Source organism: Legionella sp. JM-2024, assembly GCF_055389095.1.
Genome location: NZ_AP039388.1, coordinates 1732749 through 1751375, shown reverse-complemented (window position 1 = coordinate 1751375; position 18627 = coordinate 1732749). Strand labels below are relative to the sequence as shown.

Genomic DNA, 18627 nt, shown 5'->3' with positions numbered 1-18627 from the left:
CGGGTTTGAGTGTTGTACGATATAATAAATAATTCCTGAAACTATTATTCAACACTCGAGTTCGATTTCAATGGTATAAAACGATTCAGCTTACCTGAATACAAATAGATAATTTCAGGTACTTCGATGATTCTTACTTTGGCACCAGAGAAACCTACTTTGCTAAGACGTAAGCGTATATTCTCTTGCAATTGGAGCTTGTTTATAGAGCCAGTGGTTACAATCTTAATATTAACCCCATCTATTGTTTGTTCGACCTGATATTCTTGAATATTTTTTTCTGGCAAAAGTGCTCCCAAAAAAAGCGAATGATGTACAAAAATATTGCCAGGATAATTAAAGTCACATCCAGGTCTACCTTGAGGTGTTTTTATAAGCTGATGTTGTATACCGCAATCACAGGTTTTGTTTAAAAATAAAATGTCATCCGAGTTTTCATAACGGATTAGTGGCAAAGTATAATTATATAAATTAGTTAAATATACTTTGGAAACCATAACTCCTTTATCAACAGGGCGATTTAGTTCATCCAGTGGCTCAATAATACATTGATCATCATTCAAATGCATCTCATCCATATTCGCTCGGCAATTCAGTCCCACCATTCCCTCAGTACAACCAAATACATTAAAAATATCCACTTTAGGCCAGGTTTCTTTAATTAGAGCCAGAGTTTGTTCAAATAGTGGTTCTCCACCAACAAAAAGAATCTTAGGTTCAATTTTTATTTGTCCTTTTTGAACCAGTTGACATACTTTGTGAATATAGGAAGGAGAAGCAGCCAAGATATCTGGCACAATTTGATTGAGACGAGTAATGACTATGTTTAATGGCGTTACAGCCATAGGCAGAAAATACATATTTTCATTATGTCGCCCAAATGTTTTTGCTAAAGAGTAGGCTGCAATTGCAGTGTTTGTTACAAACAGGCTAACCGTTTTTGAATTTGCATTTAGTTTTGTAGTTACAATTTGCGTCCGTTCATCATTGTAGAGTGGATAGCGGATAAATGCAGTGTGAAATGTAATCCATTCATCCCAATCATAAATAAATACGCCTCGTTTCCCACTACTTCCTCCAGTTGACACGACCTGATAACGGGAGAATAGATACAATGTGTCGATCGCATCATTTTTTTTGCTTAAATGCTTTTCAACCAATGCTAATGAAAGCTTGGGATTGGTGACAATAGCATCCCAATTTTCCATTAAAATGGTTTTATTTATAGTGGGAAGCTCGTTTAATCGCTCCTTGGTGAATTTGTCTATGTTAATTTTTGCCAGCGTTTTTTTATACCAGGGAGATTTTGATTTTGCGTGAAGTAATAATGCTCTCAGTCTTTTATTAATTAGGTCTTGTAGCATTTCTTTTGAATAATAGATTGCTTCTTGATTTTTTTGAAACTGTTTATTGAAATCTTGAATCTGATGCAATGTTAATTCATTTGCAGCTATTGAACCATGATCCTCCTCACGGCTAACCAAATGATTGAGTCTATTTATTAAGAAGCGAAAAAAAGACATATAATTACCTTTTTTTAGAGCGTTACCCTGCTCACCTAAGTTAATAGTCTTTGATCATCTTCTCTGAGAGATCATAAAAAAGTAGCTCAGCACCAAAAAAAAGCATATATCCTGAATTTGCCAGGATATTCTCTCAAATGAGCCTGGTTTATATAGATTGTAGTACATTTATTCATTATGATAATAAGAAGTTACAGAAAAAAGTCAGTTTTTAATAATGCGGGTTGTATAATTTATATTCTGATTCAATAATATTTAATCAACTCACTTTTATAGTTATTTTAATTCATTTATGATAGGTCTAAACAGCGTTAAAAGGATTTTAAAATGCATAATTCATCAACATCGCAAAAAAGGAATGTGGCAATCATTGGTGGTGGTACCGCACTAACAACAGCATGGGCACTTGATAAACAGTCAAAATTCAATGTCACAGTCTTTGAAAAAAATGGATCATTTGGTGGACATATACAAAGTATAATAGCCAAAGATGCAATCCTTGAGGGAGGCGCTGAATTTATTGGTAATCCTGATCTTTATCCTAATGTTCATCGATTATTTAAATACCTCAAAGTCCCCTTACAAGAGTTTGAACTTAATATGGATTTTCATGACCTAAGGGATGATCGCCATATAGTCTTGCCCCCGTTATTCCATACAGATGATCACAATAATAATTCTGCCTTATCCCCTCTATCCTTTTTAGGATTATTCACAGGAGATAAACCACAGAAAAACTCACATATTTCTTTCCACACCTTGTTTTATGATTTTTACAGATTATTATCCATGAATGAAATCATTCACAAGTCTAAAAATAAATTATCAAATCCTGACGAATTTATCACTCTCGAAGACTTTGTAAATGCTTATATCAATGAAAGCTCCAGTTTTAAAAAACATCGACAAGATTTTGCAGATAATTTTCTTTATCCCTTGATCGCTGCAGGGTGGGGGGTTTCAACAGATACAATAAAAACTTTTGGTGCACACTGTGCCATGAACTATCTGACAGCTGGAAAAGACTGGTACGATGCAACTGAAGGATTAAGCTCATATATTAATAAATTAATGAAAAGGTGTCACAATGTTCAATTTGTTAGTGACACCTTCATCAAAAACATCATTCCTGTCGAAGAGGGTGGGCAAACAAAATATCATTTAATAAAAAATGATGATACCTATTGCACTGATAATAAAGGCAATCCATTAGTATTTGATGATGTGGTAATCAGTACACCAGCCTACATTACAAAAGAACTGATTAGTGAAATAGAAAATAGTACTATAGAAGAATTACGAAAAAAATTGGCAAAAGTACAATATTACGATACCACAATAGTATTTCATCAGGATACCAATTACTGTTCGCCTAATGACACAATAATTCATACTCGTTTTAATGGAGTAGATGCTACAAACACTATGTGCAAGGGGTGGAAATTTAAAAAAGATGAGATACCTGTTATGAAAACTTGGGTTTTACCCGGACAGCCAATGCCTCAAAACATTATTCAAGTAATCTATTATAAACACCCAGTAATGAATGAAGATTATTATGAAGCACAAAAAACACTGCAAAAAGTACAAGGCTTTAGTGGACTATGGTGGGGAGGAATTATTGCTGGAGGTTTCAATGGTTCGCATGAAAACGGTATCACTGCAGCTCTTCAAGTCGCAGCCAAATTATGCCTTCAGGAACATTGCCTGGAACACAATAAACGTTTAGCCATGTTTCCCGAAGTAATACATAACATTCAAAACGAAAATTTAGACATGGATTATGGGCACATGGATGAATCAATACCAACATGGTGTTCATGTCAATGATACGTTTAATGACCCTGTATATTATTATCTGAAAAAATCTATTGAAGAGGGGAGAGAATGAGATTAGAGAATCCATCCCCCTTTAAAAATAAACTAAATAGAATCTGCATGATATGAACCTCTACCGCAGTTACGTTGCATGAGGGCAATTAATCCATAGTCAATTTTAAAGCTTGCTCTTGAGCATTCGACTCATTCTTTAAGTAAGTCAGTTCATCTGTTTTCTTGAGCTCATCCGAGATATTCTTTGCAGACAAAATATTATAGGTTTTAAAAAAACTATAAGAACTGGCAAAACCTGCTATCACACAACCAGTCATTGCTAATGCTGCAATTCCTCCCGTTAGAACGGTAGTTGCCACTGCGAGACCCAAAACAGATGTTGCAAAAGCTAGTGTTGCAAGAGCTATGCTGGTATATAAAAATAAACTACTATATCGAGCTGCTATGTCAGGATTATTTCTCGCTTCTACATGAAATTTTGCATTGGACATCACACGACCTCCAAGCGTTACGGGACAAGGAATAAAGCTTGGCCATAGGATACCAAAAGCAAGATGATTGAAACTAATATTTGATAAACCCGGTTTTGGAATTCCTGCAAATTCAGTCAAAAACCACTGAGCTGCCACAGAGCAGTTTTCACCCAAAATGCTGGCATTATCCCAGGTTTCGCGCCAATATTTTTGCCAACTTTTAGTAATTTTATCAGTATCAGCCTCAATATGAAAACTATATATTGAGCTGGCTTCCTCAATATTGTATTTAGGTCCATGTGTGCACCAACTGTCTCTTGGGGTTTCCCAACGATTAACACCATAGAAAGTATGAGGACTTGTTGACGTATTTTCCAATACAATTTCTATATGAGACCAAATACCATGAAAATTTAATAGGTGTACTTTAATATCCGACATATAAATGATTAAGCAGAGCTTGATTGCCCCATATTTTACCTACTTGTTATTAAATTAACAATGGGGTTTTTAAATTGCTCAATATTGAATGAGTTTGTGGTATTTGTTTGATAAAATAATTATTATTTTATCAAACAAATACCTGATTACTGTTAGCTATAACTGATTACTTTTGTAATCTCTGTTAAATCGCTGTTTGAACCATGACTAAGATCACATGTCCCATATACGAGAGAATTATTTTCACTAGAAAAAAACATTCTTAATTGAGTAGCATTTTGGCGTCTTAATTTTGGACACGTTGAAGGGTAACCATCATCGTCAAGATGCTGTTCATTTACTCTAATAGATTCCTGAATTACCCGTTCTGGTAATTTTACGGCACCAGCATAGGACTCTACAGAATATAAGGTACCTGTCTTTAAATTGAAAAATTTTGACATCATTTACTCCCGCTGTTTTTAAAAATTCCATTTTGATAATAATTGGAAAACCATTAAAATTCACTACTTTTGTAATGCCATAGAAAAATGGCAAAGATTTTATCTAATTAGAAGGTTAACCATTATGAGTAAAACACATACCGAAAAATTATTTTCATACGGTACATTGCGATATGAAGCCGTACAGCTTGCTAATTTTGGCAGAAAATTGGAAGGGCAGGAGGACACAATACAAGGATTTAGATTATCTATGATTGAGATTAAAAGCCCGGAAGTTGTAGAAACAAGCGGTGAACAGCTTCATCCTATCATTACCTATACTGGTAACGGCTCAGATACTGTTCGAGGCATTGTTTTTGATATCAGCCAAGAAGAGTTAGCAGAAGCAGACAAGTACGAAGTCTCTGAATATAAACGTGTTAACATAAAACTGAACTCTGGCATTAATGCATGGGTATATATAGATGCCACAAATGATTTCGAAAATTAGCCAATAAAATAAGTGGATAACAATCTCATCGCATAATTATTATACGATGAGATATAAAAACTGATGTTTATCTAAAAATTATATATAGGCCAATTGATAACTAGTGATGTACATCAAGGGGAGGAATGTCTCCAACAGTAAATGTGGGCCCATGATCGCCTGGCTCATAGCCATCGGGATTTTGGTTATCAAGGACTTCCAGCTGGATACTCACTCCATCCAGAGGAAAATGCTGCATTAACTCTCTTCCCATATTACTAGCAATAATCTCCCAAAACACTTCAGCAGGAAACTCCTCTGAAGGCTCCATATACTTGAGGACGACCGAACGTAATGTTCGGTAATCCGGATATTCATTAGTTGGTGTTTTTTTCTTATAGGCATACTTAACATATATATTGACTGTCTGTCCTGATTGACGAGTCGTATGATATTCAGGAATAGCGAATTGAAAATAATTCTTCTCGTCAATATTTTCATATCTTGAACTTGCTAATAATGGGTTAGACCAATAAGAAACCACTGTTGTTAATATAATTATTCGGAATAAATTCTTCATTTAATTCTCCAATGTAAAATTAACACATCAATTTAATAAATATTGATATGCACTTTGGTTTAAAAAAGTGTTTTCATCATTGGTGAATGTCGTGGTGGCCTATAGACTTGTGTTCTGAATCCTCGGCATAGAGAAAAAAAATAAATAATGAATAAAATCAAACTCACAAGAGTATATTTGTTCAATAGATTTAATGTTTCCGACACCAAATAGATTTGACTTGAATTGCACTTCGAAGCAATAGTATTGATTGGCGTTTTTAGTGGGCATTTGACGCCATGCTCAAAAGCATACCTGACATTAGAATTGGCCGGAAATTTATTGTTGCTTGTTGTATATGGTAAAACGACAAGCAATATAGTGAAAAAAATAAAACATATTTTCATGTGTTTTATTTTAACAGGAAAATATATTTATTCAATCAACACCAGGATATACGACACCTAGTACAATATTTTAGCTGGGGTTAATAGAGGACACGATTTATATCACCCATCTCTTTCTACTGAAGAGTTTGTTGGGAACAACTAAAATACCTCAAATATCAATTTGTGGCGATGGAAATTCAAGAGCCAATAAATAAAACCAAAAGAAACCATTAATACCAATATTGATTATTTTTTATTCATTTTGTGTTATTATAATAGTATTCGAGTTAGATATTATAAATCACAGAGAGCCTATTATGACAAAGCATAAGTGGAGAGCTTTTTATGGTTCTCATCGCCAGGAAAAAAAAATTTCTTATGTTGAATATTTTAAAGAGCATTTAATTGAACATTTGACCAAAGAACATGACCCTCATGGTGAAACAAATCAACCGGGGAAAATAATTGAGACTGCTCGAAGTACAACTGGAAAATTATCAAGAATATTTGATGCATATAATTTCCCGGCTCCAAACTTTGAAGAGTTAAAAGCAATTAATCAAAAACCTAATGGGTTGAGAGAGCACATGCAAAAAAATGTAAATGGGGTTATCCCTGTTTTATTAAACGAAGAGGGAACAGCGCTTCATCCAAAAGTTATCGACGCCATAGGGCGCGAGAATTATGAAGCCATCTTAAAAAATGCTCAAGGTAATGAAAAAGAAGTTGCTCTGCAATTCCTAAAGGCAGTGGTGATAAGTTATGGACAAAGAATGTTAGACAATACTGATGATAAAAAACTGAAGAGTGAAGCCTTTTTTTCAATTATGCCTTCATTAGAAAAACTTGCCAATGAAGTGACTTTGAAAGGCTTGCCAGAACAATCTAAAAAAACAAATCCAATAGATATTCTAAAAATATCGCAGGAGTTTTTAGAACTACTAAATGAAGCTGAGAAAGCGGAAATTACTATCCCTAACAGCAGTATAATGCGTGATAAATTGGTAGCTGTATGTGATCTTATGGATCCAAGTAATGAAGATTATAAAATGCTTTCAGAAGAAACAAAAATTCAGAAGGCTATGGAAAATTATGATAAAGCAGTTGACAGTTTTATTGATGGGGCGCAAAAGACAATAGAAACTGAGCTTCCCAAGCCTAAAGAAGTCAGCTGGTTTAAACAGTTTCTACGACTCATTACAGGAAATGAAAAATTATTACAAAATACGGATGAGAAGCGTTATGATCGACAAATGAAAGTCCTTTCTGGAATTAATGATTTAAATAAAAAATTGAATTCTCTCCCAGAAGAAAATGAATTAAAAGACATATCCTCAAAACCTGAACAAACTCTTGACCAAAAAGATGAGATTCAGATGAAACTCTGATTAAAAGGGCGATTTTCATGGTTAGTTTGTGTAGAGTTTGTCTGATTATTTAATTCAGAGAGTTGAACATGGCAGAAAAAAATAAAAATAATGTTTATCAAATATATAATAAGATCGTTAATTGGTTTGACAATAGTCGTAGTAAAGATCTGACAATGGAGAAATTTTATTTAGATTTTATTCAAAAATATCTCCAACCTAAAAGCAAAATATTAGATGTGGGCTGCGGCACAGGGGAGCCTATAGCTCGCTTTTTAATCGAAAAGGGTTATGAAATAACTGGAATAGATGCCAGTATAAAAATGATTAATTTGTGTCAACACAGATTTCCAAAGGAAAGATGGCTTCTGGCAGATATGCGTACTTTAGATTTGAATGAAAAATTCCATGCCGTTATCGCTTGGCATAGTTTTTTTCATTTGCCTCATGAAGATCAGCGTATGACATTAAAATTACTAGCGTCCTACGTTAATCAAAATGGTTTATTAATTTTTACATCAGGACCAAAATACGGTGAAGTTTGGAGTGAAAATGGAGGGCACGATTTATATCATGCTTCTCTTTCTGCTGAAGAATATGAACAGATACTCATAGATAATCATTTTAAAATACTAACCCATAGAATTAGAGACCCAGAATGTGGAGAGGCGACAGTTTGGGTTGCTCAAAAAGGGTAGCGCAATTATTGAGAGAATCCCTCATAGTATGAACCCCATTAAGTCTGATTATTTTGATAATCAGACCTAATGTATGAAGTGTAGTTAATGTAGTCAACGTTAAGTAACTGGCATATATTTGTCCATTAATAGTTGATATTCAGGGAAAGATAAAATTGGGTTGAATTACAGAAACGGGACAAATGCGAACTAGCCTCTATAAATGAGAACCAATATAAGTAATGATGAGTTTATATGGTATAAAAAAAATAAGGTTTGTAGTTGTATAAACAAATAACCTCATATTCGTTAATCCATATCCGTAATTTACAATAGAACACGGTAGAAAAGGTGTTAAGCGAGATATAGCAAGAGATTTCCATCCAAATGATTCAAGGCGATTCAGCCATTGAGTTAATAGTCTATTTTTACCACCGGGAAGCCAAGAAAAACCAAAATATCGACTTACCATAAAAGCAATAGATGCGCTTACTACGGCACAAAATAAAGTTATCAAAAAGCCATAATAAAATCCAAACATAGCTCCTGATGCGAGAACGATGGGTTCGATAGGTAAGAATAACAATATGGCAAAACAATAAAGCATGAAAAATCCAATAAATGCATAAGCCCCTAGCCCTTGAGCCCATTGAATTAACGTTGGCATATAACTGTGTAATTCCCATGCAGAAAATCCAATCACAATAAAGATAGAAACTAACCTAAGCCATTTAATCATAAAAAAATAATCATTACATTCGTTTGGGACATTATATAACACAGGTGTTAATGACTAAAGAAAGTCAGATCCCACCACCCAGTGGTTTTAAATGGGTATTTTGTCGTTACAGACGTATTAAGAATTCGGATAGATATCTTGATGCTCATGATTATGGGCTCGAGTGCTGGAGATTTTTAGTACGTTGTTAAACTTAGCTACTCCGTTCGATTTGGAACGGAGTATTTTTTCCTTAATTTGATTTGGTTATTTAATACTATCAGGTTCCTAATTACATACTAAATAAGATCTGTTATCCTGCGTCAGAACGTTGACTACATCAACTACAAAACAATCTTGGATCTTTTAACATAGATAATCAGACTTAATGGGATTATAGTATTCAATGATAGAAATTAAGATATAAGTGTTTTCCTTGAAGTTATTCCTTCAAATGTATAGGCCTTACAACGATTAATTCCCAAACCGAAAAGCTGATTGATGCTCTTTTATTTCTTTCCTTGACAAATTTGTTTTATTTGTGAAAAAACGCATAAATTGATTAAATTCGTTATCCATACGACCACCAAAAATAGCATCATCATCTGTTCCTATGACTAAATTTTCAGAAACATCAGAGTAAACCGAAGCTACAGGATGTTCTTTTTCTTCCAGATGCCAGTTAAGCTTTTTATGGCAAGTCGGGCATACCTCTATAGGTAACGCCAGTGCGCGAATTTTTTCTTTCTGGTGTTCAGTTAAATAAATACAATGTCCTAATCTTATTTTGCCAAAAAATAATGTTCTTCCACTTTCTGGATGCTCTTTTTGCCATTTTTCTAATGCATCTAAAACTGCGTCTGTGTCTTGCCTTTCTGTTTCTGTATCACTCTCTCCCATATGGATAGCTATATTGACTTTATTTTCCAGGGCCATGGTCACTACTCTAGCCAAATCTTTTCCAGTAAGTGTTCTCATACCAAGAGGATTACCACTAATATCAATACCCACTAAAACAGGGCTTTTTAAAACGCGTTGAATAAAAACCGTAGCGTCTTCAACAGTGTGAATTGTTCGGTCGAGACTTAATAAGCCATGAGCTATTTTTTTATCATCTTTAAAATTAGCAGAACACAACCCCGCCTCAAAAGCATCAATGTAGTCATTTCTTGATTTGCCATTTATTGCTTTTGGTGTAGTGCGTATTTCAAGATATTTGGCTTCAGAATTTTTTGTTACATCAATTGTTCCTTGAGTGATATCGTCTAAACTTTGTACCATTTTATGAGTTAGCCCGAATAACCCCCAAATCATATCAATCAGCTTTTTGGCATATCCTTCAGCAGGTTGTTCTTTAGTAGCCTCTATATATTGTTCTCTCAGCTGTTCGTACTCATTATAAACCGCCATACAATTATTCTTTTCAGAAGTTCTTTTTAGAAATTCCAAACTAAAGCTGCCATTTAAATGGCAATGTAAATCACTTTTGTTTTTTTCAAACATTGCAAAATCCGTATTATAAAGACAAAAAAGAAGACATTATTATTAATTAATATTTTTTTGTAAATCTAAACTTATTAGTATAGGTTTTATAACTAACCATTAGGGTATAATTCAGGGTTCCTGAACTAATATCAGGGAAATTTTTTAGCATATCGTGGTAATTATAATTCGCATCTTGAATTAGAATAGAGAAAATTATTTCTTTTGCATTATACGCATGCATTAATCGATTAGCCTAGGAATTATCTTTTTTGCATAATTATTTCTGCATATTTTTGTGGAGCTGTTTTTTCATCTAATCCCAAATCTTCTTTTGAACGAGGCGATTGACATTCTGCTGTAAAAAATGAAGCTATTGTTTTTGAAAAATATTGGCGTGGTAAATAAGGTTTTCCTAAATGTGAATAAGTTGGTTTCCCTTCTAGTACAGCTTGATTTAGCAACGCACCAGGAACCGCTTGCGTTACTCGATCTGCGGTTGCTGCAGCCTCTGAACCGGTCACATTAACCTTTAAGAATATTTTTTGATATATAGGATCATTAATGGTTAGTTTAGGCTCTTTAATTCGACCAACAAGATTATCTGGCAAAATAATTTTAAATTGAGCAGTTATCTCAGGATGTTTTCTATATATTCCTAGTATCCCATTTAAATAAACATCCAGATTTTGTATACCTGGGTGCAGGCCAAGGCGAACTTGCATATTCGGATGATTTTTTAACTCTGTTAATAAGCAATCTAAAAATCCCGAATCAGTTTCTACTGGCTGAGTAGTACTACTTATGAATGCTAATGATTGATCTGGAGAAACTTGTAAAAGCTCTCTGACCTCTTGAGGTTTTTTTATGTTTGAAGTATTTGATGAATAAGCATTATCAATACTTAAATGGCCAGTGACAAACAAGCTATCGTCAGGAACATGGAAGTCCTCTTTAGCCGTGGCCAAAGGGAGAGCCCATCGAACATTAGGTTTTGCACTTAAGGACGGAACATGTTTCCAGAGACAATGATTATCTGGCTTGAACATAAACTCATAAGCCATTAATACTGGAATCTCCAGGGATTCAGCTAATTGAAATGGTATTTCACTGTTTATAGATGGTATGCCCAAATAGGTATAATCTATCTGCTGGTTTTGAAGATATTGATCTATCATACCAAGTTGTTCTTTAATTAATTCTCCTTCAGGAAAGAAATCTGAATTAGATTGGAGAATATCAGGAAGAGCAATTTTGCTTACTAATGTTGAAGATTGAAAGCTTTCAACACGTTGTTGTGCTGCTTTGGTCAATGAAATAAGAACAGTTTCTAGTTGCCCATTGTTCTCTAAGGCGTCAATTGTTTTTAAAGCTAAATCTGTGTCACCTACGCTACTGACAAGAAATGCGATTTTCATAATGTTTCAATAAATTAAAATAACCAAATAATGGTCATGATAACATTTTTTACTACTTAATCACAAACACACCCATGTGGATTTATCCAATAACTACAGCCGTTTTATTTTTTTAGACTGATTTTTTATCTAAGCCAACAATATCATAGATGGTAATGGGGGAAGCAATTCCCTTAACTTTTACTCTCAGATGCCCGTTTAATTTAAGCGAATTACTGACTTCCTGGTATGTTGCCTCGGAAATTAAAATTTGTCCCCCCAGAGTCAGATCTTGAATTCGTGATGCCAGATTAACCGGGGAACCAATGGCACTATATTGCATACGCTTTTGAGAGCCTATGTTGCCAACAATAGCACAACCTGTATTAATGCCTATACCCATTTCCAACTCAGGTAGTCCACTGTTTCGATTCATCTCATTCACCACAGGCATTGAAGCTTGCATCTCCAGTGCGCAGGCTATAGCTCGATAAGCATCATCGTCTCCGGAATATGGCGCTCCAAAAACAACCATGATGGCATCGCCAATAAACGAATCAACCGTGCCATTGTACTTTTCAATAACATCAACCATTTTTCCATAATAATTATTAAGTGCAGCAACAATTTTATCAGCTGAGAACCGTTCGGATAGAGTCGTAAAATTTCTCAAATCGCTAAACAAGATTGTAATCCTGCGTTCTTCTCCTCCTAGTTTTAATTCTGCTTTTGCTTCAAGAAGCTCGGTAACAATTTCATCAGACATAAAACTGCCAAACGCTTTACGAATAAAATTATTACGAATTTCAAGTTCTTTTTTAGCCTTTGTCAGAGAAATGTTTTTTTCTCGAACAGTCTTCTCAAGAAGCGAAATATCCAACAAAGTCAGTTGATCCTCTGCCAGTGTTGCCAAGTCTTTTAAAATTTTAATTTGGGATTCGTTTAAGTTACGTGGAGTTTTATCAATAACACATAATGTTCCCACATTAAAACCCTCGACTGTTGATATGGGAAAGCCAGCATAAAAGCGAATATAAGGTGAATCGGTAACATAAGGATTATTGCAAAAACGCTCATCTAACAAGGCATCTGGAATAATCATTGGCTTGCTCTGTTGTATCGTATAATGACAAAAGGAATCATTACGAGAGATTTTATTAAGGCCTAAACCACAACTAGACTTGAACCATTGATGCTGAGTATCTATAAAAGAGATAAACGCAATAGGAGCAGCCAAGTAACTGGAAGTTAGCCTGACAATTCGATCAAACCTCTCATCCGGTGGCGTCTCCAGAATTTTTAATTCATATAATGCAGCAATACGATTTTGCTCTTGTGTATTCACAGATTTTTTCATCATTTACTCAGAATAGTTATACACCATAGCCCCCTACCCTTGCCAACAACAAAATGAGATGCGAACTATGCTATTAAGATTATAGTACAATGCGCATTTATCAATTCGTCAAAAATTTCAAAGTTCGTGCTCTGTAACTACATAATTATCATTTGCTACACAAATTCAATAGATTCTTTAGTTTTTAAAACATGATCAATATTTTTCAGCAAATCGATATAAGATATTGCATAGCACTATTTTGCTATTATAGGATAATTTAGTGAAGATTTAGAAAGGACTCTAATCATGAAATTAAGCTTTTGGAAAAAACATAAAAATAATGAATCACAGCAACTTAATCAATTGCAAACGATCATTTCTCAACATGAAAAAAATAACCAGCCTAAGCAAGTAATGAAATTAAAAAAGAAAGCTCTTGCTCAAACCCAAGATAGTGAGAATCTGGAATCACTTAAACGAATCCTGAATAATTATGATAAAGACATTGATTGTGATGAAGTATTTAATTTATTCAAAACCACTCCTATTGATAATGGGAATCTCAGTACCTTAAAAAAACTTCATCAACGTTTCTCTGAAGCATTTTATGCTATTGCTGTTGCAAAAATTCATCTTTCAAAAGAACAAAGTTGTCCAGATGTCACTAAATATATTTCGGCATTCTTTTTCCATCGCATGTGCGTAGAGTGGTATTCATTTCTACGTGACTTTGATGAGATATATAACATTGAACTATGGGAAACATATGTGAAACTTTCAGATATTGAATCCGAATTGTTATATCATTGCAAAACCAATAACTTAAAGCTTACCTTAACCAGTGATCAAGTAAATTATATTCAGAGATGGGAAAACAGGGTTGATGAGTTAACCGGATGTTGCTACCCATGTTTTGGTATATAAATTAACTTGGAACCCAGCCTGACAATTTTTTTATATTACTTTGGCTGAGTTCTCGGTATACAATTGACCTATTTGACTGTCGCACTTCTAATTAGAATTGGCCACACTTGCCTATTTTCTGTAATTTTCGTGATATGGGAAGTAATGGAACGACCGACGTAAGGATTATTAGGGTTTCAGCCAACCATCAGCTTATATTCCGAAACAAAAATACAACTAAGTCTTGGTTTGATAAATCCTCAAGCCGATATTGGCCACCATAACTATATTTATCAAAATATTTACAGGAATTTCATAATAATTAGAAGCCAATACTGGAATAAAAGTTGGCAGATACTCTAAGACAATATAAAGTAAGTAGTATTTAATACCTACTGTGAAGGAGAAGGTAAAGTATTTGCTGAGGAAATCCCTGCCCTGGCTCCCACCATTGGCCAAAAATAACAGTATTAATCCAATCCCACCAACTATGGGAAATTGCCAAATATTTAGATAATCGATAAACTTGGGGGTTTTACCAATCATGTCCAAAGTTTGCTGAGTTAATTCAAAGTAGTCAAAAAGAATGATGAGATAAAAATAGATAAAAAGTTCTGTTTGGGAGAGGCGACTGGTTTGGATTTTCTCTATGCCAGCCTTGGTGCTGAAAAAACTTAATATCTTTGAGTGCATGCTTAGGCCCCTTTTTCAATCTTACAAACGGTATATTGTTGTTTTATGAACATTAAAAATTTTAGCAATTTCACTGACCGATTTATTTTCTTCCAATAATCGCTTTGCTAACAATTTCTGTTCCTCGTTTATTTTTTATGACATCTAAATCGAATCCCGTCTTGTTTAGCCACTACACGTCCTGCGAAAGTGGCCTGACGGATTAAATCATGCTCAAATTCAGAATACCGTCAAATACGGTCATGAAGTCGGTTGGTCGTTCCATTACTCCCCATACCTCTGTTCCATTAGTAACTATTGAAAGGCATCGATTATAGCAGAAAAATATTGTGGCTGCTCAGACCTGGAGTACCATGCCATGGCAATGGGATTGATATACGATTTTTGATGATTCAGGACGTGCAATTCACCTGATCTAATGTAAGGTTCTGCAAATTCTCTAGTCAGTACGCCATAACCAAATTCGGCAATGAACAATTGCGCAATGCTTTCAGTGTTATTGACAAAGTGTCTCTCTGACTGAACGCCCTCAAGCAAAGCATATTTATTTAAATAATTAAATGTCATTTGATCAGTTTGATCAAAATCAATTATTTTCTCATTCTGAATTATGTCGGATAATTGGCGATGCTTCCATTTTGCTGAGCAAACTAATAAATAATGCTCGGGAGATAAAAGCTTGCTTTCCATCTCTTGAGCCACTTGTTCAGGACGAATAATCACTAAATCAAAAGCACCTGATTTCAAATGCTGGCTAATGTCAGGGCTATCATCAACTAAAAATGACATATGTAGTTTGGGAAATAACTTCATTACTAGCTGGCACTGAGGAATAATTCGTGTTCGCATAATACTTGTAGGTCCAGTAATTTTTATTCTTACGTTTGATATAATACCCACTCCTTGAATATTCCCGAGCACTGTGTTTCCCATTTCAGTCACTCTCAGACAATAGCGATGTAATTGCTCCCCTTCTGCTGTTAATAACATACCACGTCGAGTACGGATAAATAATGTTGTCTTTAATTTTTGCTCTAAATTCCGTAAACGTTGAGTTACTGCCGTTTGAGTCAGAAAAAGTGATTCTGCAGCAGCATGAACTGTTCCTGTTCTAACTATTGCCTCAAAGGCAATTAACTGAGGATCAAGTAATATCAAAATTATTCATCATTTATTTAAAATGATTAATTATAAATATAGTTTTCCCTGAATTACAATAGTGTCATTGTTATAGGAGGAGAAAATTATGACCAAGTTAATCTATGCAAATAGCCCAAATTATGCGAATGCAAATTCTGTTATTTTTGGTGTTAATACAAAATGTGCTGGAACTGCACCTACCTTTTCATCAACAACTGATCGACATGAGTTTTCAGCTGATTTTATTAGACAAGTTGATAATAGATTGTATTCACTGCCAGAAAATTTTAAATCAGGTGCACAACTTTGGGACGAGGGTAACTTAGTAGTACAGCAACACACTATTTCAGAGGAAATTCAATTGGTATCTTCAAAATTTATCACACTCATGGAAGATCATAAAAAACCTATTTGCCTTGGTGGAGACCACATTATCAAATTTGCTGCCTTAAAAGCCCTGGATACAATTGTCCCTAATGAGTATGGTGTTATTTATCTTGACGCTCATCCAGATTGTGAAGTTAATGAAACACTATCCTATAGCTCAATTTTACATCATGGATTTTTGCTGCCCTCTTTAACCCCTCGCCAAATTATGCTGATGGGTATTCGACAATTCACAGAAAAGGAAGCGAATGCCTTATCCAGCTATCAAAACAATATTGGGGTTATCATGGGCAGCGAATTCGCCCACACTAATCTGGAAAATATGGTAAAAAAAATTATCGCTCAATTCGCAGGATTAAAATATCTTTACTTTTCAATTGATCTCGATGGGTTAAATCCATCTTGCGCACCTGCAGTAGAGAGCCCATACCCCGGAGGGCCAAGTGTAAACCAAATCATCTATTTGCTGCATGGCCTGCAAAACCATTTTACATACATTGGGATGGACATTTGTGAATTGATTCCAAAACTGGATCATAATCATATTACTGCCCTATCAGCAGCACGAATTATGAAAGAGTTTTATAGTATTGCGTCATCATGAATTCACAGTGTTAAATCCACTATATATGAATAATTAAAAAATAAAGCGAAATAGCCAAGCACGCCCACACCTGCAAATGCAGGATAACATGCAAAGTATTGGGGATTACATTATCCCCACGCGCAGGCAAAAAATGATGTGTATTTTTAAATTTGCTAAATTCTTCCTTAAGCTTTTGCGAACTACCCCAATAATAAGGAATCCACCAACTTAAAATAGTTCCGATTGTTAGTAGCAAGTAATATGTTAGTACTGTGACCATTGCTATTAATGGAACAGGAGTTTGTTGATAACACCTCAGTGTAATTATTAAAGGAATTAAAACAAACATTCCATTAACTAACGAACCTAATAAACGATAAAAAGTACTATCGGATTTTTTTAAAGCCTCTATATCATTAAAAGGGGGAATCGGTATCCAATCGTGAAATAACATAAATATTAGTAATATGGATTGTATAATAATAAAAAGAGCTATCATTTCTGTGCCTCAAAATAAATTCTACAGTCTTGAAACCTCTGCTATTGTACAATTACTTCCAATATCCATCAGATTTTTTGTCATTCGTACAAACCTTACATGTGTCTTATTTGGTAACTCGATTATTTCATTTGAAATTACCCTATAATCTAATGCCTTATAAAGTTTTACTCCTGGTAAAGTAGCCATCATTTCAAATCGAGTATACCCGCACGCAATAGCTTCCTGCTCACAATGTTTTAACAAAAAGCTACCCAATCCTTGTCTTGCGAATTTTGGATGAATAAAAAATGCTCTTATTTTGGCAAAATCCACTTTAGGATCAAGATAAGCGCCTTCCTCTCTCCCCAAATATTGACTACCACCAAATAATGTTTTTCTCATACTCCAGCCTCCACAACCAGCAATTATCCCATTTTTCTCAATAACAAAATAGGTTTTATCTAAAACCAACTCCAAATCGACCCCAAACACATATTGAATCGCTCCTTGTATTTCTTCCTCTGTATAGTCCTCTCGACTTAATTCCCTTGCTGAAATGGAAATCAATTGATTTAAAAATGGAAGTTCGTTCATTTCAGCCAATCTAATTTTGATCATCGTTTTCTCCTTAAGTAATCGATGAGATAAATTAGCATAAAATAAATATAAATAAATTTCTTATTTTATTTATAAAAATTACCTTTTATAATGTATTTTTATTTAAAAAGGTAATATATGAAAAATAAATCAGTTAAATCTTACTCAAATGAAAGAGACACAAACCATCCAGTTGAAATACTTGATAAAATTGATAGAAAGATCCTGAATATTCTTCAAAAAAATAATCAAATTACCAACCAAGCTCTGGCTGACATAGTTGGCATTTCTGCTCCTCCTTGTTTTCGACGTGTTAAGCGCTTACGTGAGGAAAAAATCATTGTGAACGATGTCTCTTTGGTTGATCCATTTAAAGTAGGTAGGCCATTAATTGTGTTTGTAAATATTACTCTTGAAAAACAAAGAGAAGATCTTTTAACACACTTTGAAAGAAAAATGTCGGAAGAGTCAGAAGTAATGCAATGTTATTTTGTATCTGGAGATACTGATTACCTACTCATTATTCATGTGAAGGACATGAACCATTATAATGACTTTGCCAGACGAGTATTTGCAAATGAACCTAATATTAAAAAATTCAGAAGCAGTTTTTGTCTTAATAGAACAAAATACAATACACAGGTAGTTTTATCTGAGTCTTAGTTATTCAAAATATTGAATAATTAGTAATTAAAAAAATGGCATGTACTATACTTTATTTAGGGATGAA

Annotated in this window: 20 protein-coding genes; 7 read left to right on the top strand and 13 right to left on the bottom strand. The window is 34.3% G+C overall.

Features of this window, described 5'->3' with window-relative positions; translation table 11 throughout:
- Positions 1–44: 44 nt before the first annotated feature.
- On the bottom strand, positions 45–1523 hold the full coding sequence (locus ACZ5EK_RS07800) for a phenylacetate--CoA ligase family protein (protein ID WP_464432382.1): 1479 nt from the start codon (positions 1521–1523) through the stop codon (positions 45–47).
- Positions 1524–1850: 327 nt separating this feature from the next.
- Here ACZ5EK_RS07800 and ACZ5EK_RS07795 point away from each other — a divergent pair, with 327 nt between their 5' ends.
- Positions 1851–3353: an FAD-dependent oxidoreductase gene (locus ACZ5EK_RS07795; RefSeq protein WP_464432381.1), complete on the top strand. Its 1503-nt coding sequence runs from the start codon at positions 1851–1853 to the stop codon at positions 3351–3353.
- Between the two features lie 149 nt (positions 3354–3502).
- Here the strand turns inward: ACZ5EK_RS07795 and ACZ5EK_RS07790 are convergent, their stop codons facing one another.
- Entirely contained in the window at positions 3503–4270 is a 768-nt protein-coding gene (locus tag ACZ5EK_RS07790) for a hypothetical protein (RefSeq protein ID WP_464432380.1), read from the bottom strand.
- 152 nt (positions 4271–4422) lie between these two features.
- Positions 4423–4713, bottom strand: coding sequence for a peptidase (locus ACZ5EK_RS07785; RefSeq protein WP_464432379.1), 291 nt, complete (start codon positions 4711–4713; stop codon positions 4423–4425).
- Positions 4714–4837: 124 nt separating this feature from the next.
- On the opposite strand from ACZ5EK_RS07785, the gene ACZ5EK_RS07780 reads away from it, so the two are divergent.
- Positions 4838–5203, top strand: coding sequence for a gamma-glutamylcyclotransferase family protein (locus tag ACZ5EK_RS07780; protein WP_464432378.1), 366 nt, complete (start codon positions 4838–4840; stop codon positions 5201–5203).
- Between the two features lie 100 nt (positions 5204–5303).
- On the opposite strand, the gene ACZ5EK_RS07775 is transcribed toward ACZ5EK_RS07780, so the two are convergent.
- Positions 5304–5762 (bottom strand): hypothetical protein, encoded by a 459-nt coding sequence (locus ACZ5EK_RS07775; RefSeq protein ID WP_464432377.1) that lies wholly within the window; start codon positions 5760–5762, stop codon positions 5304–5306.
- Positions 5763–6372: 610 nt separating this feature from the next.
- On the opposite strand from ACZ5EK_RS07775, the gene ACZ5EK_RS07770 reads away from it, so the two are divergent.
- A complete protein-coding gene (locus tag ACZ5EK_RS07770) occupies positions 6373–7518 on the top strand; it encodes a hypothetical protein (RefSeq protein WP_464432376.1) in 1146 nt (381 codons plus the stop codon).
- Between the two features lie 68 nt (positions 7519–7586).
- Complete coding sequence (locus ACZ5EK_RS07765; RefSeq protein WP_464432375.1) at positions 7587–8195, top strand: class I SAM-dependent methyltransferase; 609 nt, start codon at positions 7587–7589, stop codon at positions 8193–8195.
- A 196-nt stretch (positions 8196–8391) separates the two neighbouring features.
- On the opposite strand, the gene ACZ5EK_RS07760 is transcribed toward ACZ5EK_RS07765, so the two are convergent.
- The 4 genes from ACZ5EK_RS07760 to ACZ5EK_RS07745 form a co-directional block, all read right to left on the bottom strand.
- Complete coding sequence (locus tag ACZ5EK_RS07760; protein WP_464432374.1) at positions 8392–8913, bottom strand: TVP38/TMEM64 family protein; 522 nt, start codon at positions 8911–8913, stop codon at positions 8392–8394.
- Between the two features lie 453 nt (positions 8914–9366).
- The gene (locus tag ACZ5EK_RS07755) at positions 9367–10395 is read right to left on the bottom strand and encodes an amidohydrolase family protein (RefSeq protein WP_464432373.1); all 1029 of its coding nucleotides are present in this window, start codon (positions 10393–10395) and stop codon (positions 9367–9369) included.
- 242 nt (positions 10396–10637) lie between these two features.
- Positions 10638–11792, bottom strand: coding sequence for a hypothetical protein (locus ACZ5EK_RS07750; RefSeq protein WP_464432372.1), 1155 nt, complete (start codon positions 11790–11792; stop codon positions 10638–10640).
- A gap of 112 nt (positions 11793–11904) precedes the next feature.
- Entirely contained in the window at positions 11905–13131 is a 1227-nt protein-coding gene (locus ACZ5EK_RS07745; RefSeq protein ID WP_464432371.1) for an adenylate/guanylate cyclase domain-containing protein, read from the bottom strand.
- A gap of 285 nt (positions 13132–13416) precedes the next feature.
- Between ACZ5EK_RS07745 and ACZ5EK_RS07740 the strand changes: the two genes are divergently transcribed.
- A complete protein-coding gene (locus ACZ5EK_RS07740) occupies positions 13417–14034 on the top strand; it encodes a hypothetical protein (RefSeq protein ID WP_464432370.1) in 618 nt (205 codons plus the stop codon).
- 216 nt (positions 14035–14250) lie between these two features.
- On the opposite strand, the gene ACZ5EK_RS07735 is transcribed toward ACZ5EK_RS07740, so the two are convergent.
- The 3 genes from ACZ5EK_RS07735 to ACZ5EK_RS07725 form a co-directional block, all read right to left on the bottom strand.
- Positions 14251–14706 carry a hypothetical protein gene (locus tag ACZ5EK_RS07735; protein ID WP_464432369.1) on the bottom strand — a complete coding sequence of 152 codons (456 nt, stop codon included), beginning with the start codon at positions 14704–14706 and terminating at the stop codon, positions 14251–14253.
- Between the two features lie 21 nt (positions 14707–14727).
- Positions 14728–14802 carry a hypothetical protein gene (locus ACZ5EK_RS07730; protein WP_464432468.1) on the bottom strand — a complete coding sequence of 25 codons (75 nt, stop codon included), beginning with the start codon at positions 14800–14802 and terminating at the stop codon, positions 14728–14730.
- A 198-nt stretch (positions 14803–15000) separates the two neighbouring features.
- On the bottom strand, positions 15001–15864 hold the full coding sequence (locus ACZ5EK_RS07725) for a LysR family transcriptional regulator (RefSeq protein WP_464432368.1): 864 nt from the start codon (positions 15862–15864) through the stop codon (positions 15001–15003).
- Between the two features lie 88 nt (positions 15865–15952).
- On the opposite strand from ACZ5EK_RS07725, the gene ACZ5EK_RS07720 reads away from it, so the two are divergent.
- Positions 15953–16837, top strand: coding sequence for an arginase family protein (locus ACZ5EK_RS07720; RefSeq protein WP_464432367.1), 885 nt, complete (start codon positions 15953–15955; stop codon positions 16835–16837).
- Positions 16838–16856: 19 nt separating this feature from the next.
- Here the strand turns inward: ACZ5EK_RS07720 and ACZ5EK_RS07715 are convergent, their stop codons facing one another.
- Together ACZ5EK_RS07715 and ACZ5EK_RS07710 are read right to left on the bottom strand one after the other, a co-directional pair.
- Positions 16857–17318: a hypothetical protein gene (locus tag ACZ5EK_RS07715; RefSeq protein ID WP_464432366.1), complete on the bottom strand. Its 462-nt coding sequence runs from the start codon at positions 17316–17318 to the stop codon at positions 16857–16859.
- A 21-nt stretch (positions 17319–17339) separates the two neighbouring features.
- Positions 17340–17918 (bottom strand): GNAT family N-acetyltransferase, encoded by a 579-nt coding sequence (locus ACZ5EK_RS07710; RefSeq protein ID WP_464432365.1) that lies wholly within the window; start codon positions 17916–17918, stop codon positions 17340–17342.
- A gap of 117 nt (positions 17919–18035) precedes the next feature.
- Between ACZ5EK_RS07710 and ACZ5EK_RS07705 the strand changes: the two genes are divergently transcribed.
- Positions 18036–18560, top strand: coding sequence for an Lrp/AsnC family transcriptional regulator (locus ACZ5EK_RS07705; protein ID WP_464432364.1), 525 nt, complete (start codon positions 18036–18038; stop codon positions 18558–18560).
- The last annotated feature ends 67 nt before the right edge of the window (positions 18561–18627 follow it).

Excerpts from the sequence above, each read along its gene's own strand:
- ACZ5EK_RS07790 (WP_464432380.1), bottom strand. The coding sequence starts at position 4,270 with ATGTCGGATATTAAAGTACACCTATTAAATTTTCATGGTATTTGGTCT.
- ACZ5EK_RS07780 (WP_464432378.1), top strand. The coding sequence starts at position 4,838 with ATGAGTAAAACACATACCGAAAAATTATTTTCATACGGTACATTGCGA.
- ACZ5EK_RS07760 (WP_464432374.1), bottom strand. The coding sequence starts at position 8,913 with ATGATTAAATGGCTTAGGTTAGTTTCTATCTTTATTGTGATTGGATTT.
- ACZ5EK_RS07750 (WP_464432372.1), bottom strand. The coding sequence starts at position 11,792 with ATGAAAATCGCATTTCTTGTCAGTAGCGTAGGTGACACAGATTTAGCT.
- ACZ5EK_RS07795 (WP_464432381.1), top strand. The coding sequence starts at position 1,851 with ATGCATAATTCATCAACATCGCAAAAAAGGAATGTGGCAATCATTGGT.
- ACZ5EK_RS07715 (WP_464432366.1), bottom strand. The coding sequence starts at position 17,318 with ATGATAGCTCTTTTTATTATTATACAATCCATATTACTAATATTTATG.
- ACZ5EK_RS07785 (WP_464432379.1), bottom strand. The coding sequence starts at position 4,713 with ATGTCAAAATTTTTCAATTTAAAGACAGGTACCTTATATTCTGTAGAG.
- ACZ5EK_RS07705 (WP_464432364.1), top strand. The coding sequence starts at position 18,036 with ATGAAAAATAAATCAGTTAAATCTTACTCAAATGAAAGAGACACAAAC.
- ACZ5EK_RS07800 (WP_464432382.1), bottom strand. The coding sequence starts at position 1,523 with ATGTCTTTTTTTCGCTTCTTAATAAATAGACTCAATCATTTGGTTAGC.
- ACZ5EK_RS07765 (WP_464432375.1), top strand. The coding sequence starts at position 7,587 with ATGGCAGAAAAAAATAAAAATAATGTTTATCAAATATATAATAAGATC.
- ACZ5EK_RS07740 (WP_464432370.1), top strand. The coding sequence starts at position 13,417 with ATGAAATTAAGCTTTTGGAAAAAACATAAAAATAATGAATCACAGCAA.
- ACZ5EK_RS07710 (WP_464432365.1), bottom strand. The coding sequence starts at position 17,918 with ATGATCAAAATTAGATTGGCTGAAATGAACGAACTTCCATTTTTAAAT.
- ACZ5EK_RS07745 (WP_464432371.1), bottom strand. The coding sequence starts at position 13,131 with ATGATGAAAAAATCTGTGAATACACAAGAGCAAAATCGTATTGCTGCA.
- ACZ5EK_RS07720 (WP_464432367.1), top strand. The coding sequence starts at position 15,953 with ATGACCAAGTTAATCTATGCAAATAGCCCAAATTATGCGAATGCAAAT.
- ACZ5EK_RS07755 (WP_464432373.1), bottom strand. The coding sequence starts at position 10,395 with ATGTTTGAAAAAAACAAAAGTGATTTACATTGCCATTTAAATGGCAGC.
- ACZ5EK_RS07735 (WP_464432369.1), bottom strand. The coding sequence starts at position 14,706 with ATGCACTCAAAGATATTAAGTTTTTTCAGCACCAAGGCTGGCATAGAG.
- ACZ5EK_RS07775 (WP_464432377.1), bottom strand. The coding sequence starts at position 5,762 with ATGAAGAATTTATTCCGAATAATTATATTAACAACAGTGGTTTCTTAT.